Consider the following 20,073-nt stretch of genomic DNA (forward strand, 5'->3'; position numbering starts at 1 on the left):
ATACCTATTGCTTCCTGTACTAGATGTGCTATCGATGTAGTAGAACTGCTATCTGGAGTGTTGATGGGCGCGGAAAGAGAGCTCCACAACCGCATCGCGCTGCTGCGCGCCGAACGGCACGTGACCCGCCGGCAGCTCGCCGACGCGCTGGGGGTCCACTACCAGACAGTCGGCTATCTGGAGCGGGGCGAATACAGCCCAAGCCTTTACCTGGCGCTGCGGATCGCCGAGTACTTCGAGGTGCCCGTCGAGGTGGTCTTCTCCACGACTCCCTTCCCCCGGATAGGGGAGCGGTCCGCCTGACATGTGAGTGTTTCCAGGCCGGTGGGCGGGGTGGCGTTTCTGTCGGTGGGGCGGCCTACAGTGGCAACATGCGACCGGTCACAGATTTGCAGCGGAAGGTGGCGCCGTTCGAGGTCGTCACCGAGATGACTCCCTCTGGCGACCAGCCGACGGCCATCGCCGAGCTGGAGCGCCGCGTCAAGGCCGGGGAGAAGGACAACGTTCTGCTGGGCGCCACCGGCACCGGCAAGACGGCCACCGTCGCCTGGCTGATCGAGCGGCTGCAGCGGCCCGCGCTGGTCATGCAGCCCAACAAGACGCTCGCCGCGCAGTTCGCCAACGAGCTGCGGGAGATGCTGCCCAACAACGCGGTCGAATATTTCGTTTCTTACTACGACTATTACCAGCCTGAGGCGTACGTCCCGCAGAGCGACACGTACATCGAGAAGGACTCCTCGATCAACGACGAGGTCGAGCGGCTGCGCCACTCGGCCACCAACTCGCTGCTCACCCGCCGCGACACCATCGTGGTCGCCTCCGTGTCGTGCATCTACGGCCTGGGCACGCCGCAGGAATACGTCGACCGCATGGCCAGGCTCCGCGTCGGCATGGACATCGACCGCGACCAGCTCCTGCGCCGCCTGGTCGACATGCAGTACACGCGTAACGACGTGGCCTTCACACGGGGCACGTTCCGGGTGCGGGGCGACACGATCGAGATCATCCCGAAGTACGAAGAGCTGGCCGTGCGCATCGAGATGTTCGGCGACGAGATCGAGAAGCTCTCGACCATGCACCCGCTGACCGGCGAGGTCATCACGGAGGACGAGGAGCTCTACATCTTCCCCGCCTCCCACTACGTCGCGGGCGAGACGCGCATGGCCGCCGCCGTGACGGGCATCGAGGCGGAGCTGGCCGAGCGGCTGGAGGAGCTGGAGCGCCAGGGCAAGCTGCTGGAGGCGCAGCGGCTGCGGATGCGCACGACGTACGACATCGAGATGATGCGGCAGATCGGCACCTGCTCCGGCATCGAGAACTACTCGCGCCACATGGACGGGCGCGAGCCCGGCAGCGCGCCCAACACGCTGCTCGACTACTTCCCCGAGGACTTCATCCTGGTCCTCGACGAGTCCCACCAGACCGTGCCGCAGATCGGCGCCATGTACGAAGGCGACGCCTCGCGTAAGCGCACGCTGGTCGAGCACGGGTTCCGGCTGCCGTCGGCGCTCGACAACCGGCCGCTGAAGTGGGAGGAGTTCCTGGAGCGCATCGGCCAGACCGTCTACCTGTCGGCCACGCCGGGGCCGTACGAGCTGGGGCGGGCCAAGGGCGAGGTCGTCGAGCAGGTCATCCGCCCGACCGGCCTGGTCGACCCCGAGATCGTGGTCAAGCCGACCAAGGGGCAGATCGACGACCTGGTCCACGAGATCCGCGAGCGGGCCGAGCGCGACGAGCGCGTGCTGGTCACCACGCTGACGAAGAAGATGTCCGAAGACCTGACCGACTACCTCCTGGAGCTCGGCATCCGGGTGCGCTACCTCCACAGCGAGGTCGACACGCTGCGCCGCATCGAGCTGCTGCGGGAGCTGCGCACGGGCGAGTTCGACGTGCTCGTCGGCATCAACCTGCTGCGCGAGGGCCTCGACCTGCCCGAGGTGTCGCTGGTGGCCATCCTCGACGCCGACAAGGAGGGCTTCCTGCGCTCCGAGACGTCCCTGATCCAGACCATCGGCCGCGCCGCCCGTAATGTGTCCGGCCAGGTCCACATGTACGCCGACAAGGTCACCCCGTCGATGGAGCGGGCGATCGACGAGACCAACCGGCGGCGGGCCAAGCAGATCGCCTTCAACGAGGCCAACGGCATCGACCCGCAGCCGCTCCGCAAGAAGATCGCCGACATCCTCGACTCGCTGCAGCGCGAGGACGCCGACACCGACCGCCTGCTCGGCGGCGGCCGGCAGCAGTCGCGGGGCAAGGCGCCGGTGCCCGGCTTCGGGGCACGGCAGGCCGGCCAGCACGCCAAGGCGATCGCGGGCGAGATGCCGCGGGCGCAGATGGAGTCCCTGATCGACTCGCTGACCGAGCAGATGCACCAGTCGGCGGCCGATCTGCAGTTCGAGGTGGCGGCCCGGTTGCGCGACGAGATCAAGGAGCTCAAGCGCGAGCTGCGCGACATGCGCGAGGCCGGGGTCAAGTGACGGCAGGCGCGCCACCCGGCGCGCGCCCCTCGCTGGGCACCTGACGAGGGGAGCTCCCCATCGCGCGCCTGACGCGTGACGTGTGGGGGCGGCGCTCGCTCGTCTGCGTCGTGACGGGGGCGCCGTTCGCTCGCCTGGGGGCGACATGGGGAGGCGCCGCTCGCGCGCGAGGGAGGGCGACGTGGAAAGGCGCCCCTCGGCTGCCTGGCGCGTGACTTCGCGGTGGCCGCCAAGCGGTCGGCCGTGTCCGCCACCCCGGCCGGGTTCGCCGCTCTGGCCGGGTTCGCTATCCGCCGGTCGTGTCGGCAATGCCCGGGCGGAAGTCGCGCAACTTGGGCTGCCCTGATCTTGGGGAGACGGTCAACCGGGGCCGGGGGAGGCAGGCCGTCAGGGTGCGAGCCTGTCCGGTTACGGCAGGAGAGCTGCCAGAGTGTGGGCGAAGGCCTCGGGGTTGTCGAGCATGATGTCGTGCCCCGACTCGGGGATCCCGACGACCTGGACGCCACTCGCCCGCAGGCCGTCGGCGTCCTCGGGCGGGTCGCCCTCCGGATACAGGAAGGCGCGGGGGATCGGGAGGGCCTTGAGGAGCTCGCGCATGGTAGGCGCGGTGCCCGCGGCCAGGCTGACGGCCGTGCGGTGGAGCCCGCGCAGGTCCGCGAGCCTGATCGTGGACCACCAGTGGGGCCCCACGCGGTCGCGTACCTCCTTCCACCCGTGCGACACGAACTCCTCCTCGGTGTAGCTCGCGATCCCGCTGGTGCCCGGCCGGGCAGGGGCCGGCGGATACGGGTCGAGGTTGGCGTCCACGAGGACCAGGTTGGCGACCAGCTCCGGATGGCGTGCGGCCAGGACGATCGCCACCGCACCGCCCATGCTGTGGGCGATCATCGACGCCCCGGCGACCCCGGCCTTGCGCAGAGCCTCGGCCAGGGCGTCGGCGTGGGCCTCGAGGGTGTAGGCGAAGTCGCGCGGCCGGTCGCTGATGCCGAAGCCGAGCAGGTCGATCAGAAGAGAACGCTTTCGCGGCAGGAGGGGGTGAGCGGCGACCTCCGCGTAGTAGGGAGCCGAGGTGGCACCGAGCCCGTGAACGTAGACGCGCGCCGGATCGGCTCCTGGTAGCTCGACCCAGCGCATGCGGGCGCCGCTGGGGTGAACGATCGCATCGTGCATGACGGCCTCCTCGTCTACGGGCTGCCGGTAAGACCGGTGTCAAAGTACACGCGACTGCTTCAGACCAGGCCAGAGTAGACGTTCGAGAGCGCTTACCAGGTCGGTGGAGGGTTGGCCCACAGCGTGGCCTGGTCGCTGTCGCCTTCGTTGACCGCTACTGATCACGGTGACGGCCGTATGCGCTGCCCCAGCCTTCGCCGTGCCGCTGCTCCGTTCGGCGGGCCGCTGAGAATGAGATGGCCTCCCTGGGACACGAGACCAAGGTTGGCGACGGCCGGCAGATGAACTGCGCCATCATCGCGATGAGGTTCCACCCGGACGATCCGTATCGGGGTGTCGTCAAGCAGTCAGCGCCGGGTCACCAGTCCAGTGCCCGCCGCGGCGTCTCGACGAAGGCCGGCAGTCGGTTGCCGAGCTGTAGGAGTAGGAGAGCCGGAGCCCGACCTGCCGCGCGAGCGCGGGTCAGGGGCGGAAGTCGATGTCGCCGAGGAAGTCCCGGATGAGTGGGGTGACCTCGTCGAGCGCGCTTTCCAGGAGGAAGTGACCGCCGTCGAGGAGGTGGATTCGCGCGCTGGGCAGGTCGTCGGCGAAGGCGCGGGCCCCGGCGGGCCCGAAGATCTCATCACCCTTGCCCCAGACGGCCAGGAGCGGTGGCCGGTGGGTGCGCAGGTATTCGTGCAGGCGGGGATAGAGCGGCAGGTTGGTGGCGTAGTCGAGGAACAGCGCCAGTTGGATGCGGTCGTTGCCGGGGCGGGAGACCAGGGCGTAATCGTGGTGCCAGGTTTCTGGGCTGACGAGGGTCGGGTCGGATACGCCGGTGAGGTACTGCCACTTGATGGCGTCGAGTGTGAGGGCTTTACGGATCGCCGCCTCGGTCTGCGGGTTCTGCTCGCGCTGGTAGTCCCAGACGGTCTGCCAGAAGGCGTCGACGAAGCCGGCCTCATAGCCATTGCCGTTCTGGGTGATGATCGCGGTGATGGCTGCGGGGTCGTTCAGGGCGAGCCGCCATCCGATCGGGGCGCCGTAGTCCTGTACGTAGACGGCATAGCGGGACAGGCCGAGGTGGTCGAGCAGGGCGGCGGTCAGGGCGGCGAGTGCGTCGAAGGTATAGGCGAACTCGCCGGCGGGTGGCGCTTCGGACAGCCCGAAGCCCAGGTGGTCGGGGGCGATGACGTGGTAGTCGTCGGCCAGGGCGGGGACGAGGTCGCGGAACATGAACGAGCTGGTAGGGAAGCCGTGCAGGAGCACCAGTGCCGGCGCGCCGGCCGGTCCGGCCTCACGGTAGAACAGCCGCCGGCCCTGCACGTCGGCGTAGCGATGATGGACAGCCACCATGACAACCCCCGAAGATCTTTGTATGGCCTGCTCGACCTGCCGGATCATGCACGCCGCCGTTCAGGCGTTGACGACCACCATCTTGCCCCTGGCCTCATTGGCCTCCATCACGCGGTGCGCCTCGCGCACCTCTTCGAACCCGAACACGCGCGACGGCTTGGCCTTGAGCTGACCCGCCGCCACCTGCTCGGCGATTTCCTGCAAGGGGACGTCGGACAGTGGGAAGCCCGGGGTTCCGAAGACGAAACTGCCGAAGAAGGTCAGGTAGACGCCGCTTGCCATTTGCAGCAGCGGGTTGAAGTCGGCGATCGGATCGAGGCCACCCAGCCAGCCGGCCAGGCAGGCGCGACCGCCGCGCCGCAGCATCGCCAGGGAGTCGAGGATGGTGCTGTTGCCCACCAGGTCCAGCACCGCGTCCACCTGCTTGGCCTCGGCGATACGTCCGGACAGGTCGGGCCCTTCCAGTTCGGTGCGCTGTGCGCCGAGTTCTTCCAGCATCGCGGACCGCCCGGGGTTGCGGGTGGTGGCGATGACGCGCACGCCGGCGTTGACCGCCAGATTGAGCGCGGCCTGGCCGAAGGAGGAGGTCGCCCCGCGGATGACCAGTGTCTGCCCGGCGGTGATCTCGAGGTTGCGGAACAAGCAGGTCCAAGCCGTTGCGTACGTTTCCGGGATGACCGCGAGCTCGGCCCAAGGGAGGTCGGACTCGATCAGTGCCACGTTCGAGACCGGTGCCCGTGTGTATTCGGCGTAGCTGCCGTTGATGGTACGTCCCAGACCACCCATCAGCGCTGCCACCTTGGCACCGATCGGGAACTCGCCGCCGGGGCAGGCTTTCACCAGCCCCACGCATTCGATGCCGATCACCTTCGCCGCCTCAGCCCACTCACCTCTGCGCATATGCATTTCGGCGTGGTTGATGCCGAATGCCTTGATGTCGATGACGACATGACCGGCGAGAGGCTCGGGGTCGGGCAGTTCGGTGTAGACCAGGCAGTCCGGTCCGCCGAATTTCTCGATGACGATGGCACGCATCGCGGCTCTCCAGATGAGATGCCCTTCTCCAGGGAAAGGCGGAAGTCCGCGACGGCGGCTGGACGGTTGACCTCACCAGCCGCGCCGCCCAATTACCACCCTACGCCCATGCGGTGATCAAGCGGATGGCGGCGGCTGGATGGCTGCGGCGGCATGGTGCCTTTCGCGTCGCCGCACCCAAAGGGCGCGCTGCTCAGCGCGTTGAGTGCTCCGGAAAGGGCGCCCTGCCCAGCGCGTAGCGTGCTCCGGACGTGTGGTCAGCCGCACGCTGAAGGAACGCACGGCCCGTCGCGTCATGCGCTGAGGACGTGTGGTCCTTCGCGTCGCGTGCTCGGGCCGTGCGATCGTCGCGCCGGGCGGCGCTCGGACAGTGCTCGCATGCGGCAACGGGAAGGGCCGGCGCACCGCTTCGTCCGGACGCATGAGGCGACCGCCCGACGCCGGTGCCGTGAAGAGACCGCTGTGGCCGTCCTCGGGGTTGCGCGCAGGTCCGGAGAACCCACCTCTACGAGGCCAGCCCGGCCTCCTTCCGAAGGAGGGCGGCGAGGGAGTCCGGGTCGGCGGACGGAACGCCCTTGGCGGCGAACCAGGTGGCGACGTTGTGCGCGTCCCGGTCGAGGAAGGACGGGCCGGTCGGGTGCGCGATCACGTCAACGATCTGCGGCAGGTCGATGATCACCAGCCTGCCGTCATGGACCAGCAGGTTGTACGGCGACAGGTCTCCATGGGCCAGCCCCTCCCTGGCCAGCGTTACCATGGCCGCCACGAGCTGCTCCCACAGGTCGTCCAGGTCGTCGGACACCTGCGCCAGCCGCGGTGCCGCGTACCCGTCAGCCGTCCCGATGAACTCCTGCAGGATCTCCGTCCCGACGATCTGCACCGGGTACGGCACGGGAACCCCCAGCTCCCACAGCCGGCACAGCGCGGAGAACTCGGCGACCGCCCACTGGGCGGCGATCACCTGCTTGCCGTACGCCGTGCGGTTGGCCATGGCGCGGTTCATGCGGCTCTCACGGGTCCTGCGGCCCTCCATATAGCCGGAGTCGCGGTGGAAGAGCCGGTGGTCGGAGGAACGGTAGCGCTTGGCGGCCAGCAGGCAGACCCGGTCCGTTCCGGGCACGCCCCGGGAGATTAGATGTACGTCGGCTTCCTTGCCGGTCTTGAGCACGCCGTGCTCGGTGTCGACGGCGGCCAACTCGGTGACCAGCCAGTCAGGGTACGGCTTGGGTCCCTTCTCCGTCGGTGTGCTCTGGTCCCAGGTGGACCAGCGGTCACCCTCGGGCGGACCGTCGTCGGTCTCGGGAGTGCTCTCCAGCCATTCGATGTCGTCGGCGTCGAGGGCGTGCTTGCCGCGGGTGCGGTGCTGCGAGTGCTTCGGCACGGTGGGATTGCTCCAGGTGTGAGGCCCACCGGTGCGCCGATCAGATCAGTGGCGGACGCCCGGTGGGAGGGTTTGGGACGCGGAAAACGGCACGCGAACAGTCGTCGTCACGGTCTCACCCTCCCTTCGCACCAAGGCTCAGCGATCAACTCGGCCGAGTATGCCGGGCCATGCGAGAGCCACGCAACCCATTAATGGCGCGCGCGTAAATGCGGTGCGGCGGCTCCGGCACGCTTGTACGGTGCGGGACATGCGACGATGCCCGCATTGCGACTACTGGGAGCCCGCCGGTGCCCCCGCATGCGCACGGTGCGCCGGGCTGGTGGACGAGATCGTCGAGGAGGGCTGGCGGGCGTTCCTGGAGCGCGAGTTCGGCACGTCCCTGCCGTCCGACGAGCGCCTGATCGCCGAGATGATCGCCGACGAGCCCGACAAGCACCCCTGGCGCGTGGTGGACGCCGCCTACGACCGCCTGACCTGCCCCGACTGTCGCGGCCGGCTCAGCAGGGGCCCGGCCGGATGCGCGCCCTGCGACCTGGCGAACGGCTTCCGCTACTCCGCCATCGAGATCGACCGCCCCGCAGTCCCGCCCGGCAACGAGCACGCGCTGCGGGTGAACGTGGCCGTCACACGCAGGCCGTACGGGATCTCGGAGTCCGAGGTGCTGCTCCGGCGCCTGTCGCTGCCCGTCCTCCTCGAGGGCCGCCTCCCCACCCGGGCCCAGGCCCAGGCCACCAAGGCCCTGGCCAACGGCGGCGCCACGGAAGCCGAGCTCGCCGCGCTCATCTACCGCGAGTGGGGCGACGCCTAGCGTGGCGGCCACTCCAGGGTGAGGTCGATGTCGACGTCGAATCCGATGTCAGCCCGCAGCCGCTTACGGTGAATGCCGGTGGGGACATACGTCATGACTGCGGGCTCGAGCTCGAAGGTGTAGGCCACGGGCTGGTCACCTTCCTGCTCCACGCGCCAGAAGTGCTTGATGCCCGCCGCGGCGTATTTGAGTGGCGCTTGGTGGTGCGATCCCTTTCCAGCGAGTCGTCTGACGCCACTTCCACCACAAGATGGACGTCTGTGGGGCTGACGGAGGTCGTGGCGAGGGTGAACGCCCACTCGTTGACCACGAGGACATCCGCCTCCGGACGCTGGCGTGCGCCCAATGTCACCGTCATCCCCCGAAGGACCACCAGATCCTTCGGCGGACGGAGGTGCCGCTCGAACAGACGCACGGTGACCATGTGGAAGCACGTCTGCGGCGACCGCACGACGAGTGCCCCGTCGATCAGCTGCACGTGCCGGGGCGCTTCCGGAGGCAGGTGGTCGAGCATGTCGGCGGTCCAGCCCCCGGGAGGCCCGGGGTAGAACCACTCGGGAAGTGCCGTGGTCATCGTCGTGCCTCCCTCGACCGGCTCACGTGGCGAATCAATGCTGCCACGTTCCGTAGTCGTCAGGGCAGGTCTTTGCGTTCCTCCATCGAGCGGCGGTAGAGCTCGTCGATCTGGTCCAGCGGGTCGGGCGCGTGGCGGCGGGCCTCGATCTCGAGGTCGGTGCGGGAGCTGAGGTCGGCGATGCCCGTGGCCGTGTGCCGGACCTGGTCGCCCAGGAGGTCGGCGCGGATGCGGGCGCACATGGCCGTCAGCTTGGCCTGGTGCTCCCTGAGCCGGCCGAGCGTGGCGTGGTCGACGTACGGCGACATGCGGCGCTGCTGGGCGTACATGCCGAGCTGCCCGTCATGGACGTCCGCCTGCGCAGACAGATCGGCCATGAGGCGGGGCAGGTCACCGAGGCCCCAGCCCTGGCTCAGGGCGTGCTCGACGGCCTGGCGGGCGAGGGACACCTCGCGGCGCAGGTCGAGCCGGAGGCGCTCGACCTCGGCGGCGTCGCCCGTGCCCATGGCGTTGACGTGCGTGGTGAGCCGCGTCGTGGCCTGCTTGGCCTTGGACGCCGCCTTCCTGCCCAGCTTGACGAGGAGATAGATGCCCACACCTCCCAGCAACAGGAAGAACGCCAGGATCACCAGTAGGACGACAAGCAACTCGCTGATCTCCGCCACCCCCTGTCGGTGTTGATGGTTTGAAGGATAGTGCGCGGGGGCGGGTCCGGCGCAGCGCGCGTACCAAGCAAGCACTTGATTGAAGCATGGGGCTGTGCTTCAGTGCTGTCTAGCGATGTCACAGGGCGGTGGTCGGTAGATGCCGTACGCGGACGTAGGCGGAAATATCCGGCTCTTCTACACCGATGACGGGGACGGGCCGCCATTGCTGCTCGTCCATGGGTGGGGCACCGACTCCCACCAGTGGTCCTGGCACATCGACGCGCTGGCCGCCGCGCACCGGGTGGTCGCCGTCGATCTGCGCGGGCACGGCTACTCGTCCGTTCCCGAGGACGGCAACACCCCGCGCACGATGGCCGAGGACCTACGCGTCCTCCTCGGAAGCCTCGGCATCCCTCAGGTGATCGCCGTCGGGCACTCGATGGGCGCCCAGGTCGTGTCCATCCTCGCCGTCGAGCACCCCGAGCTGGTGCGCGGGCTCGTCGCCGTCGACCCCGGTTACGGCATGACGGACGAGATCGCCCGGAGCTTCCCCAAAATGATCGCGGGCCTGCGCGGCGAGCACCCCCACGCCGTCGCCGAGCGGATCGACGAGTGGTGCACGAACGCCGGCACGCCCCCGGTCATCAGACGCTGGCACAAGCGCAGGCTGTACGGCATGCCGCCGCACGTGCTGGCCCAGGCGTTCGAGGCCATGTTCACGGCCCACGACGCCATCGGCGTCCGCCCGGCCAGCGACGACTACCTGGCGCGCAGGCGCTGCCCCGTGCTGTCAATCTGGTCGGACCAGGAGCGGGCGAGCTGGGAGTCGGGCCTGCTCAAGGATCCCGCGTCCAAGGTCGTGTACTGGGAGGGCGCCGGCCACCGGCTGCACGAGGAACGTCCCGGCGAGTTCGTGAGCCTCGTGGAGGAGTGGTTGCGCGCTCAGAGTTGACCTCGTGGAGGAGCGGCCGCGCTCAGAGCTGACCTCGTGCCGCTCTTCTGCGGGCGCGGAATCGGCGTACCCGCCTGATCAGCCACCACGCCGGCACGGCGAACACGAGCAGCGCGACGATCACCAGCGCGGGGGCGAAGACGGCGACCAGGCTCATGCCGAGCGAGCCCGCGTCCTCCGCCGTGCTCACCACCGGGGCGCCCACGCCCGCCGTCCCGACGTTGATCATCGGGCGGGCGGTGGCCTTGATCGCGTGTACGGCCAGCGCCACCACGATGCCCAGCAGCCAGCTCGCCCACGGGTGCTCGGTCATCCAGGTGGAGTGGTCCAGCTCGGCCGCCGCGCTCGTGGCCGAGAAGACCACTCCGCCCGAGGCCGGGCGCACCACGGTCTGGATGGTGTCGTTGATGCTGTCCACGGCGGGCACCTTGTCCAGGACGAACTCGGCCACCAGCAGGACGGCGATCACCGCCAGCACGCCCCAGTTGGACAGCCAGGAGTAGCCGTCGGGGAGCTTCACGGCGTCCGTGAAATTGGCCAGGACGCCCACGACCAGGAGCGGGATGTAGGCGTTCAGCCCGGCGGCCGTGGACAGCCCCAGGCCGGTCAGTGCGGCGAACATGCCCCTAGTCTGCCCGCGCCGCCTCGTCCATGATGTCCGACAGGCCCGATCCGGTGAACTCGGTCACCGCCCGCTCGTACTTCTCCATGCCCCACGACCAGAAGTCGAAGTCGATGCTCTCGTTCGCGCCGTCCTGGATGGAGGCCCAGAGCGTCCAGCCGTACTTGGACATGAGGCCGAGCAGGCGGGCACGGGCGATCTTGTGGCGCAGGCGGCGGCCGTAGTACGCGGTGACGAGTTCCTCCAGGTGGCCGGGCGGAAGGTCGGACTCGCTCCAGATGTTGCCGAGCTCGAAGCAGGGGTCGTTGTTGCCCGCGTACTCGTAGTCGATCAGCCAGAGGCGGCGGCCGCCGTCGATGATGTTGCCGGGGAGGAGGTCGTTGTTGCAGGGAACGGTGCCTTCCGCCCGTATTTCCAGACATTTCCGGATCTGGTCAACAGCAGGCATGAAATCGAGATATTTCGCAGGAATTCGGTAACCGCGCTCCCGCACGATCCCCAGGTAATGACGCTGAACCTCGAACATGTCGAAGTCCCGTACGAACCGCGGCCCGGCATGCAGCCGGCGGCACGCCGCCGCCACCCGGCGCAGGTTCGCCGGGTCCCGCAGATCGGCCTCCGTGAACGTCCGCCCCGGCAGGAACCCCACCACCAGCACCCCCAGATCCGGCAGGTACTCGTGCACCGGCGCCCCCACCCCGGCCGCCGCGGCGGCCAGCGAGCAGGCGTGCTCGGCGTCCCTGTCGATCCCCAGCAGCGAGCCGTCGCCGGCCCACACGCGTGCCACGTACACCCCACGGGGGGTCGTGACCTTGTAGTTGTGGTTCGTCAGCCCCCCTGGCAGCTCCTCGACGGAACGCGGCACGCCGGAGAGCAAGGGGATGCGGTCGAGCACCTCGGGCAGGGCCATGCTCGATGCTAGGACGCGCGCCGCTAAACGGTCTAGACCTTTTACTGTCCGAAGGCTAGCCTCGCCCCCATGAGCGACTCGGCCCGCATCGTGATCATCGGCGGCGGGGTGGGCGGCGCGTCCGTCGCCTACCACCTCACTCAACTCGGCGAACGCGACGTCGTCCTGCTGGAGCGGGACGAGCTCACCAGCGGTTCCACCTTCCACTCGGCGGGCCTGGTCGGCCAACTCCGCGCCGACCCCACGCTGACCAGGATGAACCAGTACTCCGTCGAGCTCTACCGCACCCTCGACGCCGGATGGACGGAGTGCGGCGGCATCAAGCTGGCCTCCACGCCGGAGCGCATGGCGGAGATCCGCCGGCAGATCGGCTGGGCGCGGACGTTCGGGCTGCCGCTGGAGGAGATCTCGGTGGCCGAGGCCGTCGAGTTGTTCCCCCTCATGGATCCCGAAGGGGTCGTGGGCGCCGCGTACCTGCCCACCGACGGGCAGATCGACCCCTCCCAGCTCTGCTACGCCCTGGCCCAGCGGGCCCGCGAGGGCGGGGCGGTGATCCGTACCCACACCAGGGTGCTCGGCATCAAGACGGCGAACGGCCGCGTCACCGGCGTGCGCACCGACCAGGGGGACATCGACTGCGAGATCGTGGTGAACTGCGGCGGCATGTTCGCCGCCGAGATCGGCCGCATGGCCGGGGTGCGGATCCCGATCGTGCCCATGTCGCACCAGTACGTGGTGACGGACGCCTGCCACGACCACACGGGACTGCCCACGCTGCGCGACCCCGACCTGCTGGTCTACTACCGGCAGGAGGTGCAGGGCCTGGTCATGGGCGGGTACGAGCGCACCTGCGCCCCTTGGACGGCAACCCTGAACGCCTTCGACGCCGTGCCCGCTGACTTCAACGGTCGTCTCCTGTCCGAAGATTGGCCAAGATTCGAGGAAATTTCTGACAATTCCCGGATTCGCGTGCCGGCGATGGCCGACGTCGGCATCCGCAAACTGATCAACGGCCCCGAGGCGTTCACCCCCGACAACGAGTTCTGCCTGGGGGAGACGGAGGTCGGCGGGTTCTTCGTCGCGGCCGGGTTCTGCGCGCACGGCATCGCGGGCGCCGGCGGCATCGGCAAGGTGATGGCCGAGTGGATCGTCGCGGGCGAACCCGGCATGGACCTCTGGCACATGGACATCCGCCGCTTCGGCCGCCAGTACCACTCGCCGTCGTACACGATCAAACGGGCGGTCGAGAACTACGAGACGTACTACGACATCCGCTACCCCGGCCACGAGCGGTCGGCGGGGCGCCCCCTGCGGGTCTCGCCCGCGTACGGCTGGCACGCCGCCCACGGGGCCGTCTTCGGCGAGAAGGCCGGATGGGAGCGGGTCAACTACTACTCCTCAAACGAGAGCGGTGCAGACGAGCGCCCCGACGGGTGGGCCGGGCGGCTGTGGTCGCCCGCGATCGGGGTCGAGCACCGGGCCACGCGCACCACGGCGGGGCTGTTCGACGAGAGCTCGTTCGCCAAGATCGAGGTCACCGGTCCGGACGCGGCCGACCTGCTGGAGTGGGTGTGCGACAACCGCGTCGCCCGCGAGGCCGGCGCCGTCACCTACACCCAGGCGCTCAACCGGCGCGGCGGCATCGAGTGCGACTTCACCGTCACCAGGCGCGGGGAGGAGGAGTTCCTGATCGTCACCGGCACCGCGCTCGGCTCGCACGACCTGGGCTGGCTGCGCAAGCAGGCCGAGCTCACCGGCTCGGCGGCCAGGATCGCGGACGTCACCGGCCAGTACGCCTGCTTCGCCCTGTGGGGCCCGCGCGCGCCCGAGATCATCGCGGGGCTCACCCCGGATCCGATGGACTTCCCGTTCATGTCGTCGCGGGAGATCACCGTCGGGGACGTGCCGGTGCTGGCGCTGCGGGTCACGTTCGTGGGCGAGATGGGCTGGGAGCTGTACTGCTCCAGCGAGTACGGGCCGGCGCTGTGGCAGGAGCTGTGGCGGGCGGGGGAGCCGTACGGGCTGGTGGCGGGCGGCTACCGGGCCATCGACAGCCTCCGGCTGGAGAAGGGGTACCGGGTGTGGGGCGCCGACATCGGACCCGAGACGACGCCGTACGAGGCGGGGCTGGGGTTCTGCGTCAAGCCGGACAAGGACTTCCTCGGCAAGGACGCGCTGGACCCGTCGCCCGAGCGGCGGCTGCGCTGCGTGACGCTGGGCGACCCGAGGGCCGTCGCGCTCGGCAACGAGCCCGTACGGCTGGACGGGCATGTCGTGGCCAGGGTCACCTCCGGCGGGTACGGTTACACGGCCAAGGAGTCCATCGCCTACGCCTACCTGCCGGTCGGGCCGGGAGCCCAGGTGGAGATCGAGGTCGAGGGCCTCTGGGTGCCGGGTGTCGTGGTCAGGAGCCCTCTGGTGCCGTGACCCCGCTGCGTACCGAGATCCGGACCCGGTCGGGACGGAACAGGTCGCGGGCGAACTCCACCGGCGTGCCGTCACCCGCGTAGGCCGTCCGCTCGATCAGCATGAGCGGCGCGCCGGGCGCGATGCCCAGCTCGGCGGCCTCCGCCGGGCGGGCGGTCACCGGGTCGAGATGCTCCACCGCCGTACGAGGCTCCAGGTCGTAGTGTGCGGCCAGCAGGGCGTAGAGGGAGCCGGTGAGGTCCTGGTCGAGGAACCCGGGCAGCGGGGGGAAGTAGGAGCGCTCGATCGCCACCGGCGAGAGCCCGGCGGAGCGCACCCTGGCCACCTCGTGCACCGGCGAGCCCGCCTCGACCTCCAGAGCCACGGCCGCCGCCCGCGGCGCCGGCACCGTCGCGGCCGTCAGGATCCGCGCCTCGGCCCGCAGATGGGCCCGCCGCATCTGCTCCGTGAACCCGGCCAGCCCCGTCAGGTCGCACTCGATGCGCGGCTCGGCCACGAAAGCGCCGCCCGACCTGCCCGGCACCCTGATCAGCACGCCGTCGCGCTCCAGCGTGGCCAGCGCCTGCCTGAGCGTCATCCTGCTCACGCCGAGCCGCCCGGCCAGCTCCCGCTCGCCGGGCAGCCGGTCGCCCGGCGCCAGCTCGCCGCCGGCGATCGAATCGAGCAACCAGTGTTCGATCTGCACGTGCGCGGGGACTCCGGTGCCACGCTCCAGCTCAGGCGGTGTCCCGACCACACGCGCATCTTGACACGGGCTCGGGCGTGAACGCCAAAAGTCCCGGCGCGCACCCTCCTGCCGGGACCTCTCCGCCTGAATGGGGACCGGCCCCCGGCGCCGCCGCCTGGGAGGCGGCCTCCTCGCAGCGCGATGCCCAGCAGGAGACACAGCTGACGCTGAAGCTCAATGCCACGCATGCTGCTGTATCACGGTGGCCGCGGCGAGCAAGGGTTTCCGCGAGGCCGACTACGCCCGCCTGCTCGATGCCGCCCACCAGCAACTCGGCGGCCCGATCGTGCTGGGACACCGGCCCGGGCGCCACGGGGCCTTGCGCTCGCAGGCTCATCAGCCCTGGCCCGGGGTCAGTGTTCGCTGCATGAGCACCGTGTCGATCGAGCGGCCGTGCTTGTGACCGACGCCGATCAGCCGGCCGGCATGAGTGAAGCCGAAATGCTCATGCAGCGCGACCGAGGCGTGGCTTCCGCTGTCGGCGATGACGGCGATCATCTGGCGAAGGTCCGCCATCGTGCACCGGTTTATCAGGACGCCGAGCAGAGCGCTCCCCAGACCCCTGCCGGTCACGTCAGGGGCTAGGTAGATCGAGTTCTCCACCGTGTAGCGGTAGGCCGGCTTGGGACGCCACGGGCCGGCGTAGGCGTACCCGACCACCTCGCCGCATCGTTCGGCGACCAGGAACGGCAACCCTTCGGCAGTGAAGTGGTCGAGCCGCTGCTGCCAGTCGGCGACCAGTGGCGGGGTCTGCTCGAAGGTGATCACGGTGGAGGTGACGTAGTACGCGAAGATCTCGGCCACGTCCTTGAGATCTGCGGGAAGTGCGGAGCGGATGATCGCCTCGGAGGCTGTCACGACATCCTCATTTCTCTATAGCGAAACCTAATGCTATTATAGAGGAATGCTGGATCTGGTGGCACTGGGCAGGCGCATTCAGTCGTTGCGGCACGACCGGATGCTGACCCTGCAGCAGCTGGCCGAAGCGTCCGATGTGAGCGTGAGCATGCTGTCCTCGGTCGAGCGCGGGCACAAGGTGCCCACGATCGTGGTTCTCGCCCGCATCGCGGACGGACTCGGGGTGGCTCTCGTCGATCTCATCGCTCAGCCCGAGGACCATCGGGTGATCGTGCGCCGCGCCGCCGAACAGGACGGCATCGACGAGCCTGGCGGGTGGCGGCGGACGATCGTCTCACCTGTGGTGCCGGGGGTAAATTTCGAGTGGATCCGTACGACCCTGCCGCCGGGCTGCGACGCCGGCCGATTCCCGGCATACGCACCGGGCTCCCACGAGTACATCGTCGTTGAGTCCGGCGTCCTCCGGCTGTCCATCGGTGATAGGTCCCTTGAGCTGAACGAGGGCGACTCGGCCTACTTCGCCGCGGACGTCACCCACGTCTACGCCAACGCGGGCCCCGGGCCGTGCACGTACTACGTCGCCGCACTCATCATGCGTCCCCGCGCGGCCCAGCCCCGCATCCGGGAAACCACCAGGCCCAGCCGAGACTGAGACCGATGCCGGTTCCGGGCCGGGACGCGGCACGGTAGTGCTGGATTCCGTGGTGACAGGAGACTCAGGGGGCGATCGGCAACTGTCGCTTGTGCTCGGTGAGCCGGTAGAGGCGGACGATGGTGGCGAAGGCGGCCTCATCGACCGGCTTGCCTTCCAGGAGATCGTCGATGTCGTCGTAGGTGACGCCGAGGGACTCCTCGTCGGGCCTGCCTGGGGCGAGTGTCTCCAGGTCCGCGGTCGGGATCTTGTGAACGAGCGCGGATGGCGCACCGAGGGCCTGCGAGATGGCCCGTACGCGCCGCTTGGTGAGGCCCGTGAGGGGGACCACATCGGCCGCGCCGTCGCCGAACTTGGTGAAGAAGCCGGAGACCGCCTCGGCGGCGTGATCGGTGCCCACGACCAGGCCGTCATGTGCTCCGGCCACCGCATACTGAGCGATCATGCGCTGCCGGGCCTTGATGTTGCCGAGCACGAAGTCCTGGTGGCGCGCATCGCGGAAGAGCACGCCGCCGGCCAGCATCCCCTCCAGCGTGGCGTCACTGGCGGGCTGCACATCGACGGTCAGCACTTGGTCGGGCCGGATGAACTCCAGCGCCAGTTGCGCATCCTGCTCATCGGCCTGGACGCCGTACGGCAGCCGCATCGAGTAGAACGTCGACTCCCGGCCGGTGGCACGGACTCGCTCGACCGCGAGTTGACACAGCCGGCCCGCGGTCATGGAGTCCACACCGCCGCTGATGCTCAGCACCAAGGAGCGCCGGCCGGTGGAGGTCAGCTGGTCGGCGAGGAAGGCCACACGGCGTTCGATCTCTTGCTCTGCGTCGAAGGCCGCGCCCACCTGAAGATTTCGGGCGATCTCCCGCTGCAGGGCTGTGGGGGTCGACTCGGTCACGGCTGCTCCTCGGGCAGGCTCCGCACGGACCGACTCGTCAGTGAATGTCCTTCTGTCATATAGCATTCCTATCGAACGCCATCTGACTGTGACAAGACTGGACAGAATGTGAGTCAGATATGAAGGATTGCCGGGGACGGATGAGATGCGTGGAGGACGGGCGTGCGAATTGACGAGTGTGTCGCCCTGGTGACCGGTGCCAATCGCGGCCTTGGCGCGGCGTTCGCCCGCATGCTGCTGAAGCGTGGAGCCCGACGTGTCTACGCGGGTGTCCGTGATCCCGCCACGGTCACCGACGCCGGCGTGGTGCCGATCCGGCTGGATGTCACCGACCCTGACCAGGTGGCGGACGCGGCAGAGCGGTGCGCGGACGTGACGCTCCTGATCAACAACGCCGGTGTGCTGGCCGACAGCCCGCTGCTGGCCGCGCCCTCGATGGAAGCGGGCCGCGCCGAGATGGAGGTCAACTACTTCGGAACGCTGTCGATGTGCCGCGCCTTCGCCCCGGTCCTGCGCCGCAACGGAGGCGGCGCGATGGTCAACGTGTTGTCGGCCGCCAGCTTCTTCACCAATCCGGCGATGGGTTCCTACGCGGCGTCCAAGGCGGCCGCGTGGGCGCTGACCAACGGTGCCCGCGTCGAGCTCCGCCGACAGGGAACACAGGTGGTCGCCGTGCACTCCGGTTACATCGACACGGACATGGCCGCCCGCGTGACAGACACCAAGGCCAGCCCCGAGACCGTCGCGACCACCACGCTGGACGCCCTCGAAGCCGGAGCTGAAGAGGTGCTCGCCGACGAGCGGACCCGCCAGATCAAGACAGCCGTTCCCACCGACCTGGCCACGATCTACCCCGCCATCCAACAGACATGGGACCGCAGAACGCCCAGCAGCGGGCGATCTTGAGACTCGGATCCGCGAGGCACTGGAGACATATGAAACGCATCGCCATCTTCACCGGATCGTCCCCCGGCACCGACCCCGGCTTCTCCGACCTGGCCGCCGAGGTCGGCCGCGAGCTGGCCGCAAGGGGCATCGGCGTGGTGTACGGCGGCGGCCGCGCCGGGCTCATGGGGGCCCTGGCCGACGGCGCCCGCGAGGCCGGCGGCGAGGTGATCGGCGTGATCCCGCGGAGCATGGTCGATCGGGAGTGGGCCCACGACGGCATCACCGAGCTGCACGTCTGCGAGACGATGCACCAGCGCAAGGCGATCATGGCGGAGAAGGCCGATGCCTTCCTGGCCCTGCCCGGAGGGCTCGGAACCCTCGAAGAGATCTTCGAGGTGTGGACCTGGCGCCAGCTTCGCTTCCACCGCAAACCGGTGGGCTTCCTGAACGCAGGCGGCTTCTGGAGCCCCCTGCTGAACGCCCTGGACTCCATCGCCGCCAGCGGGTTCCTGTCCGCCCTCGCCCTGGGGGACATCGTCGTGGAGCAAGAGCTGCCCGCCGCCCTGGAAGCGCTGGCCATCAAGGCTCAGCCCGATCAACAGCCGCCGCTTCCGGCCGCCGGGCAGATCGCCGGTAAGACCGGTCAGCCGGCGACCTGAAGGACAATCTTTCCGGCCGTGTGGCCCCGTTCGCCGACACGGTGTGCCTCGGCGATGTCGGACAGCGTGAAGGTGCGGTCGACAACGGTCCGGACGGTGCCTTGCTGGAGCAGAGCCGCGATCTCGCTCAGCGCGGCGTGGTCGGGTTCGACGAGGTAATCGGCCACGCGCACGCCCCGCTCGTACGCGAGACGGGACAGCTCGGGGGCCTGGCCGGGGGCCACGGTGACGATGACGCCGCCGGGCCTGAGTACCCGCAGGGACCGCGGCCCCGTGTCCGGCCGTGCCCAGCCCACCAGGTCGAGGACCACGTCCACCGGCTCGACGGAGTCCTCGAAGGCCACCGAGGCATAGTCGATGACCTCGTGCGCGCCCAACCGGCGTACCAGGTCATGCTTGGCGGCACTCGCGGTGCCGATGACGTACGCGCCGAGGTGGCGGGCGAACTGGACGGCGAGGTGGCCGACGCCGCCCGCGGCGGCGTGGATCAGCACGCGCTGCCCGGCAGTCAGGCGGGCGGCGTCCCGGAGCGACTGCCAGGCGGTGAGCGCCGCCAGCGGCACGGCCGCGGCCTGGACGAAGTCGAGGTTGTCGGGGATGCGGACGAACTGCCGCGAGGGGGCGGTGACGTACTCGGCACACCCGCCGGCTTGCCTGGGGAACCAGGGCAGACCGAAGACCCGGTCGCCGACCCGTAGGGTGTGCACGCCGGGTCCCAGCTTCTCCACGACCCCCGCGATGTCCCAGCCCAGCACGATGGGCAGGCGCAACACGCCAGGCAGGCCGCGGCCGGCCCGGGTGTTCCAGTCGATCGGGTTGAGACCGACCGCGTGGACCTTGACGAGCACCTCGGTGGGCAGCGGCTCGGGCCTGGCCACTTCCACCGGGCGGAGCACTTCGGGACCTCCGTAAGCGTTCTGGGCAATGGCGGTCATGAGGGGGCCGGTCATAGATCACTCTTCCTGCTGGTGGCGTGCTGCCCGCTCACCGTAGGATCCATCCGGTACGCACCCGCAAGGGTCATAACTCTCTTTTGGAGAGCTATGACGT

General features: G+C 69.2%; 20 protein-coding genes. 8 read left to right on the forward strand and 12 right to left on the reverse strand.

What is annotated here, in order from left to right:
• The first annotated feature begins 63 nt into the window (after positions 1 to 63).
• Positions 64 to 303, forward strand: a complete 240-nt coding sequence (locus ACQPWU_RS20070) for a helix-turn-helix transcriptional regulator (protein WP_433442166.1) — start codon at positions 64 to 66, stop codon at positions 301 to 303.
• Between the two features lie 68 nt (positions 304 to 371).
• On the forward strand, positions 372 to 2,480 hold the full coding sequence (gene uvrB, locus ACQPWU_RS20075; protein WP_433442168.1) for an excinuclease ABC subunit UvrB: 2,109 nt from the start codon (positions 372 to 374) through the stop codon (positions 2,478 to 2,480).
• Positions 2,481 to 2,888: 408 nt separating this feature from the next.
• Here the strand turns inward: uvrB and ACQPWU_RS20080 are convergent, their stop codons facing one another.
• The 4 genes from ACQPWU_RS20080 to ACQPWU_RS20095 form a co-directional block, all read right to left on the reverse strand.
• Positions 2,889 to 3,650, reverse strand: a complete 762-nt coding sequence (locus ACQPWU_RS20080; RefSeq protein ID WP_433442170.1) for an alpha/beta fold hydrolase — start codon at positions 3,648 to 3,650, stop codon at positions 2,889 to 2,891.
• A 462-nt stretch (positions 3,651 to 4,112) separates the two neighbouring features.
• Positions 4,113 to 4,985 (reverse strand): alpha/beta fold hydrolase, encoded by an 873-nt coding sequence (locus ACQPWU_RS20085; protein ID WP_433442172.1) that lies wholly within the window; start codon positions 4,983 to 4,985, stop codon positions 4,113 to 4,115.
• A gap of 60 nt (positions 4,986 to 5,045) precedes the next feature.
• The gene (locus ACQPWU_RS20090) at positions 5,046 to 6,020 is read right to left on the reverse strand and encodes a zinc-binding alcohol dehydrogenase family protein (RefSeq protein ID WP_433442174.1); all 975 of its coding nucleotides are present in this window, start codon (positions 6,018 to 6,020) and stop codon (positions 5,046 to 5,048) included.
• Positions 6,021 to 6,525: 505 nt separating this feature from the next.
• On the reverse strand, positions 6,526 to 7,401 hold the full coding sequence (locus tag ACQPWU_RS20095) for a serine protein kinase RIO (protein WP_433442176.1): 876 nt from the start codon (positions 7,399 to 7,401) through the stop codon (positions 6,526 to 6,528).
• 250 nt (positions 7,402 to 7,651) lie between these two features.
• Between ACQPWU_RS20095 and ACQPWU_RS20100 the strand changes: the two genes are divergently transcribed.
• Entirely contained in the window at positions 7,652 to 8,212 is a 561-nt protein-coding gene (locus tag ACQPWU_RS20100) for a hypothetical protein (protein WP_433442178.1), read from the forward strand.
• A 91-nt stretch (positions 8,213 to 8,303) separates the two neighbouring features.
• Here the strand turns inward: ACQPWU_RS20100 and ACQPWU_RS20105 are convergent, their stop codons facing one another.
• Together ACQPWU_RS20105 and ACQPWU_RS20110 are read right to left on the reverse strand one after the other, a co-directional pair.
• Positions 8,304 to 8,786: a Uma2 family endonuclease gene (locus ACQPWU_RS20105; RefSeq protein ID WP_433442180.1), complete on the reverse strand. Its 483-nt coding sequence runs from the start codon at positions 8,784 to 8,786 to the stop codon at positions 8,304 to 8,306.
• Between the two features lie 59 nt (positions 8,787 to 8,845).
• Positions 8,846 to 9,451, reverse strand: a complete 606-nt coding sequence (locus ACQPWU_RS20110) for a hypothetical protein (protein ID WP_433442182.1) — start codon at positions 9,449 to 9,451, stop codon at positions 8,846 to 8,848.
• Between the two features lie 139 nt (positions 9,452 to 9,590).
• Between ACQPWU_RS20110 and ACQPWU_RS20115 the strand changes: the two genes are divergently transcribed.
• Entirely contained in the window at positions 9,591 to 10,385 is a 795-nt protein-coding gene (locus ACQPWU_RS20115) for an alpha/beta fold hydrolase (RefSeq protein WP_433442184.1), read from the forward strand.
• A 22-nt stretch (positions 10,386 to 10,407) separates the two neighbouring features.
• Here ACQPWU_RS20115 and ACQPWU_RS20120 read toward each other — a convergent pair whose 3' ends face one another.
• Both ACQPWU_RS20120 and ACQPWU_RS20125 read right to left on the reverse strand, forming a co-directional pair.
• Entirely contained in the window at positions 10,408 to 11,007 is a 600-nt protein-coding gene (locus ACQPWU_RS20120; RefSeq protein WP_433442186.1) for a DUF4126 domain-containing protein, read from the reverse strand.
• A gap of 4 nt (positions 11,008 to 11,011) precedes the next feature.
• On the reverse strand, positions 11,012 to 11,917 hold the full coding sequence (locus ACQPWU_RS20125) for a phosphotransferase (protein WP_433442188.1): 906 nt from the start codon (positions 11,915 to 11,917) through the stop codon (positions 11,012 to 11,014).
• A gap of 69 nt (positions 11,918 to 11,986) precedes the next feature.
• On the opposite strand from ACQPWU_RS20125, the gene ACQPWU_RS20130 reads away from it, so the two are divergent.
• Positions 11,987 to 14,344: a GcvT family protein gene (locus tag ACQPWU_RS20130; protein ID WP_433442190.1), complete on the forward strand. Its 2,358-nt coding sequence runs from the start codon at positions 11,987 to 11,989 to the stop codon at positions 14,342 to 14,344.
• On the opposite strand, the gene ACQPWU_RS20135 is transcribed toward ACQPWU_RS20130, so the two are convergent.
• Complete coding sequence (locus ACQPWU_RS20135) at positions 14,322 to 15,080, reverse strand: GntR family transcriptional regulator (RefSeq protein WP_433442192.1); 759 nt, start codon at positions 15,078 to 15,080, stop codon at positions 14,322 to 14,324. The genes ACQPWU_RS20130 and ACQPWU_RS20135 overlap by 23 nt on opposite strands.
• Positions 15,081 to 15,407: 327 nt before the next feature.
• Positions 15,408 to 15,929, reverse strand: a complete 522-nt coding sequence (locus ACQPWU_RS20140) for an N-acetyltransferase family protein (RefSeq protein WP_433442194.1) — start codon at positions 15,927 to 15,929, stop codon at positions 15,408 to 15,410.
• Positions 15,930 to 15,975: 46 nt separating this feature from the next.
• Here ACQPWU_RS20140 and ACQPWU_RS20145 point away from each other — a divergent pair, with 46 nt between their 5' ends.
• Positions 15,976 to 16,581 carry a helix-turn-helix domain-containing protein gene (locus ACQPWU_RS20145; protein WP_433442196.1) on the forward strand — a complete coding sequence of 202 codons (606 nt, stop codon included), beginning with the start codon at positions 15,976 to 15,978 and terminating at the stop codon, positions 16,579 to 16,581.
• Between the two features lie 64 nt (positions 16,582 to 16,645).
• Here ACQPWU_RS20145 and nadE read toward each other — a convergent pair whose 3' ends face one another.
• Positions 16,646 to 17,476, reverse strand: a complete 831-nt coding sequence (gene nadE / locus ACQPWU_RS20150; RefSeq protein ID WP_433442198.1) for an ammonia-dependent NAD(+) synthetase — start codon at positions 17,474 to 17,476, stop codon at positions 16,646 to 16,648.
• 162 nt (positions 17,477 to 17,638) lie between these two features.
• Here nadE and ACQPWU_RS20155 point away from each other — a divergent pair, with 162 nt between their 5' ends.
• Together ACQPWU_RS20155 and ACQPWU_RS20160 are read left to right on the forward strand one after the other, a co-directional pair.
• Positions 17,639 to 18,382, forward strand: a complete 744-nt coding sequence (locus ACQPWU_RS20155; RefSeq protein WP_433442200.1) for an SDR family oxidoreductase — start codon at positions 17,639 to 17,641, stop codon at positions 18,380 to 18,382.
• A 29-nt stretch (positions 18,383 to 18,411) separates the two neighbouring features.
• A complete protein-coding gene (locus ACQPWU_RS20160; RefSeq protein ID WP_433442202.1) occupies positions 18,412 to 19,023 on the forward strand; it encodes a TIGR00730 family Rossman fold protein in 612 nt (203 codons plus the stop codon).
• Here the strand turns inward: ACQPWU_RS20160 and ACQPWU_RS20165 are convergent.
• Positions 19,008 to 19,973, reverse strand: a complete 966-nt coding sequence (locus tag ACQPWU_RS20165; protein ID WP_433442204.1) for an NADP-dependent oxidoreductase — start codon at positions 19,971 to 19,973, stop codon at positions 19,008 to 19,010. The genes ACQPWU_RS20160 and ACQPWU_RS20165 overlap by 16 nt on opposite strands.
• Positions 19,974 to 20,073: the final 100 nt, after the last annotated feature.

Origin of the sequence: Nonomuraea sp. CA-141351 (assembly GCF_050944675.1) — a bacterium.
Taxonomy (GTDB): Bacteria; Actinomycetota; Actinomycetes; order Streptosporangiales; family Streptosporangiaceae; genus Nonomuraea.

Coding starts and splice junctions, on each gene's coding strand:
- ACQPWU_RS20165 (WP_433442204.1), bottom strand. CDS start 19,973: ATGACCGGCCCCCTCATGACCGCCATTGCCCAGAACGCTTACGGAGGT.
- ACQPWU_RS20090 (WP_433442174.1), bottom strand. CDS start 6,020: ATGCGTGCCATCGTCATCGAGAAATTCGGCGGACCGGACTGCCTGGTC.
- ACQPWU_RS20125 (WP_433442188.1), bottom strand. CDS start 11,917: ATGGCCCTGCCCGAGGTGCTCGACCGCATCCCCTTGCTCTCCGGCGTG.
- ACQPWU_RS20120 (WP_433442186.1), bottom strand. CDS start 11,007: ATGTTCGCCGCACTGACCGGCCTGGGGCTGTCCACGGCCGCCGGGCTG.
- ACQPWU_RS20115 (WP_433442184.1), top strand. CDS start 9,591: ATGCCGTACGCGGACGTAGGCGGAAATATCCGGCTCTTCTACACCGAT.
- ACQPWU_RS20080 (WP_433442170.1), bottom strand. CDS start 3,650: ATGCACGATGCGATCGTTCACCCCAGCGGCGCCCGCATGCGCTGGGTC.
- ACQPWU_RS20145 (WP_433442196.1), top strand. CDS start 15,976: ATGCTGGATCTGGTGGCACTGGGCAGGCGCATTCAGTCGTTGCGGCAC.
- ACQPWU_RS20160 (WP_433442202.1), top strand. CDS start 18,412: ATGAAACGCATCGCCATCTTCACCGGATCGTCCCCCGGCACCGACCCC.
- ACQPWU_RS20085 (WP_433442172.1), bottom strand. CDS start 4,985: ATGGTGGCTGTCCATCATCGCTACGCCGACGTGCAGGGCCGGCGGCTG.
- ACQPWU_RS20130 (WP_433442190.1), top strand. CDS start 11,987: ATGAGCGACTCGGCCCGCATCGTGATCATCGGCGGCGGGGTGGGCGGC.
- ACQPWU_RS20100 (WP_433442178.1), top strand. CDS start 7,652: ATGCGACGATGCCCGCATTGCGACTACTGGGAGCCCGCCGGTGCCCCC.
- ACQPWU_RS20105 (WP_433442180.1), bottom strand. CDS start 8,786: ATGACCACGGCACTTCCCGAGTGGTTCTACCCCGGGCCTCCCGGGGGC.
- ACQPWU_RS20070 (WP_433442166.1), top strand. CDS start 64: ATGGGCGCGGAAAGAGAGCTCCACAACCGCATCGCGCTGCTGCGCGCC.
- uvrB (WP_433442168.1), top strand. CDS start 372: ATGCGACCGGTCACAGATTTGCAGCGGAAGGTGGCGCCGTTCGAGGTC.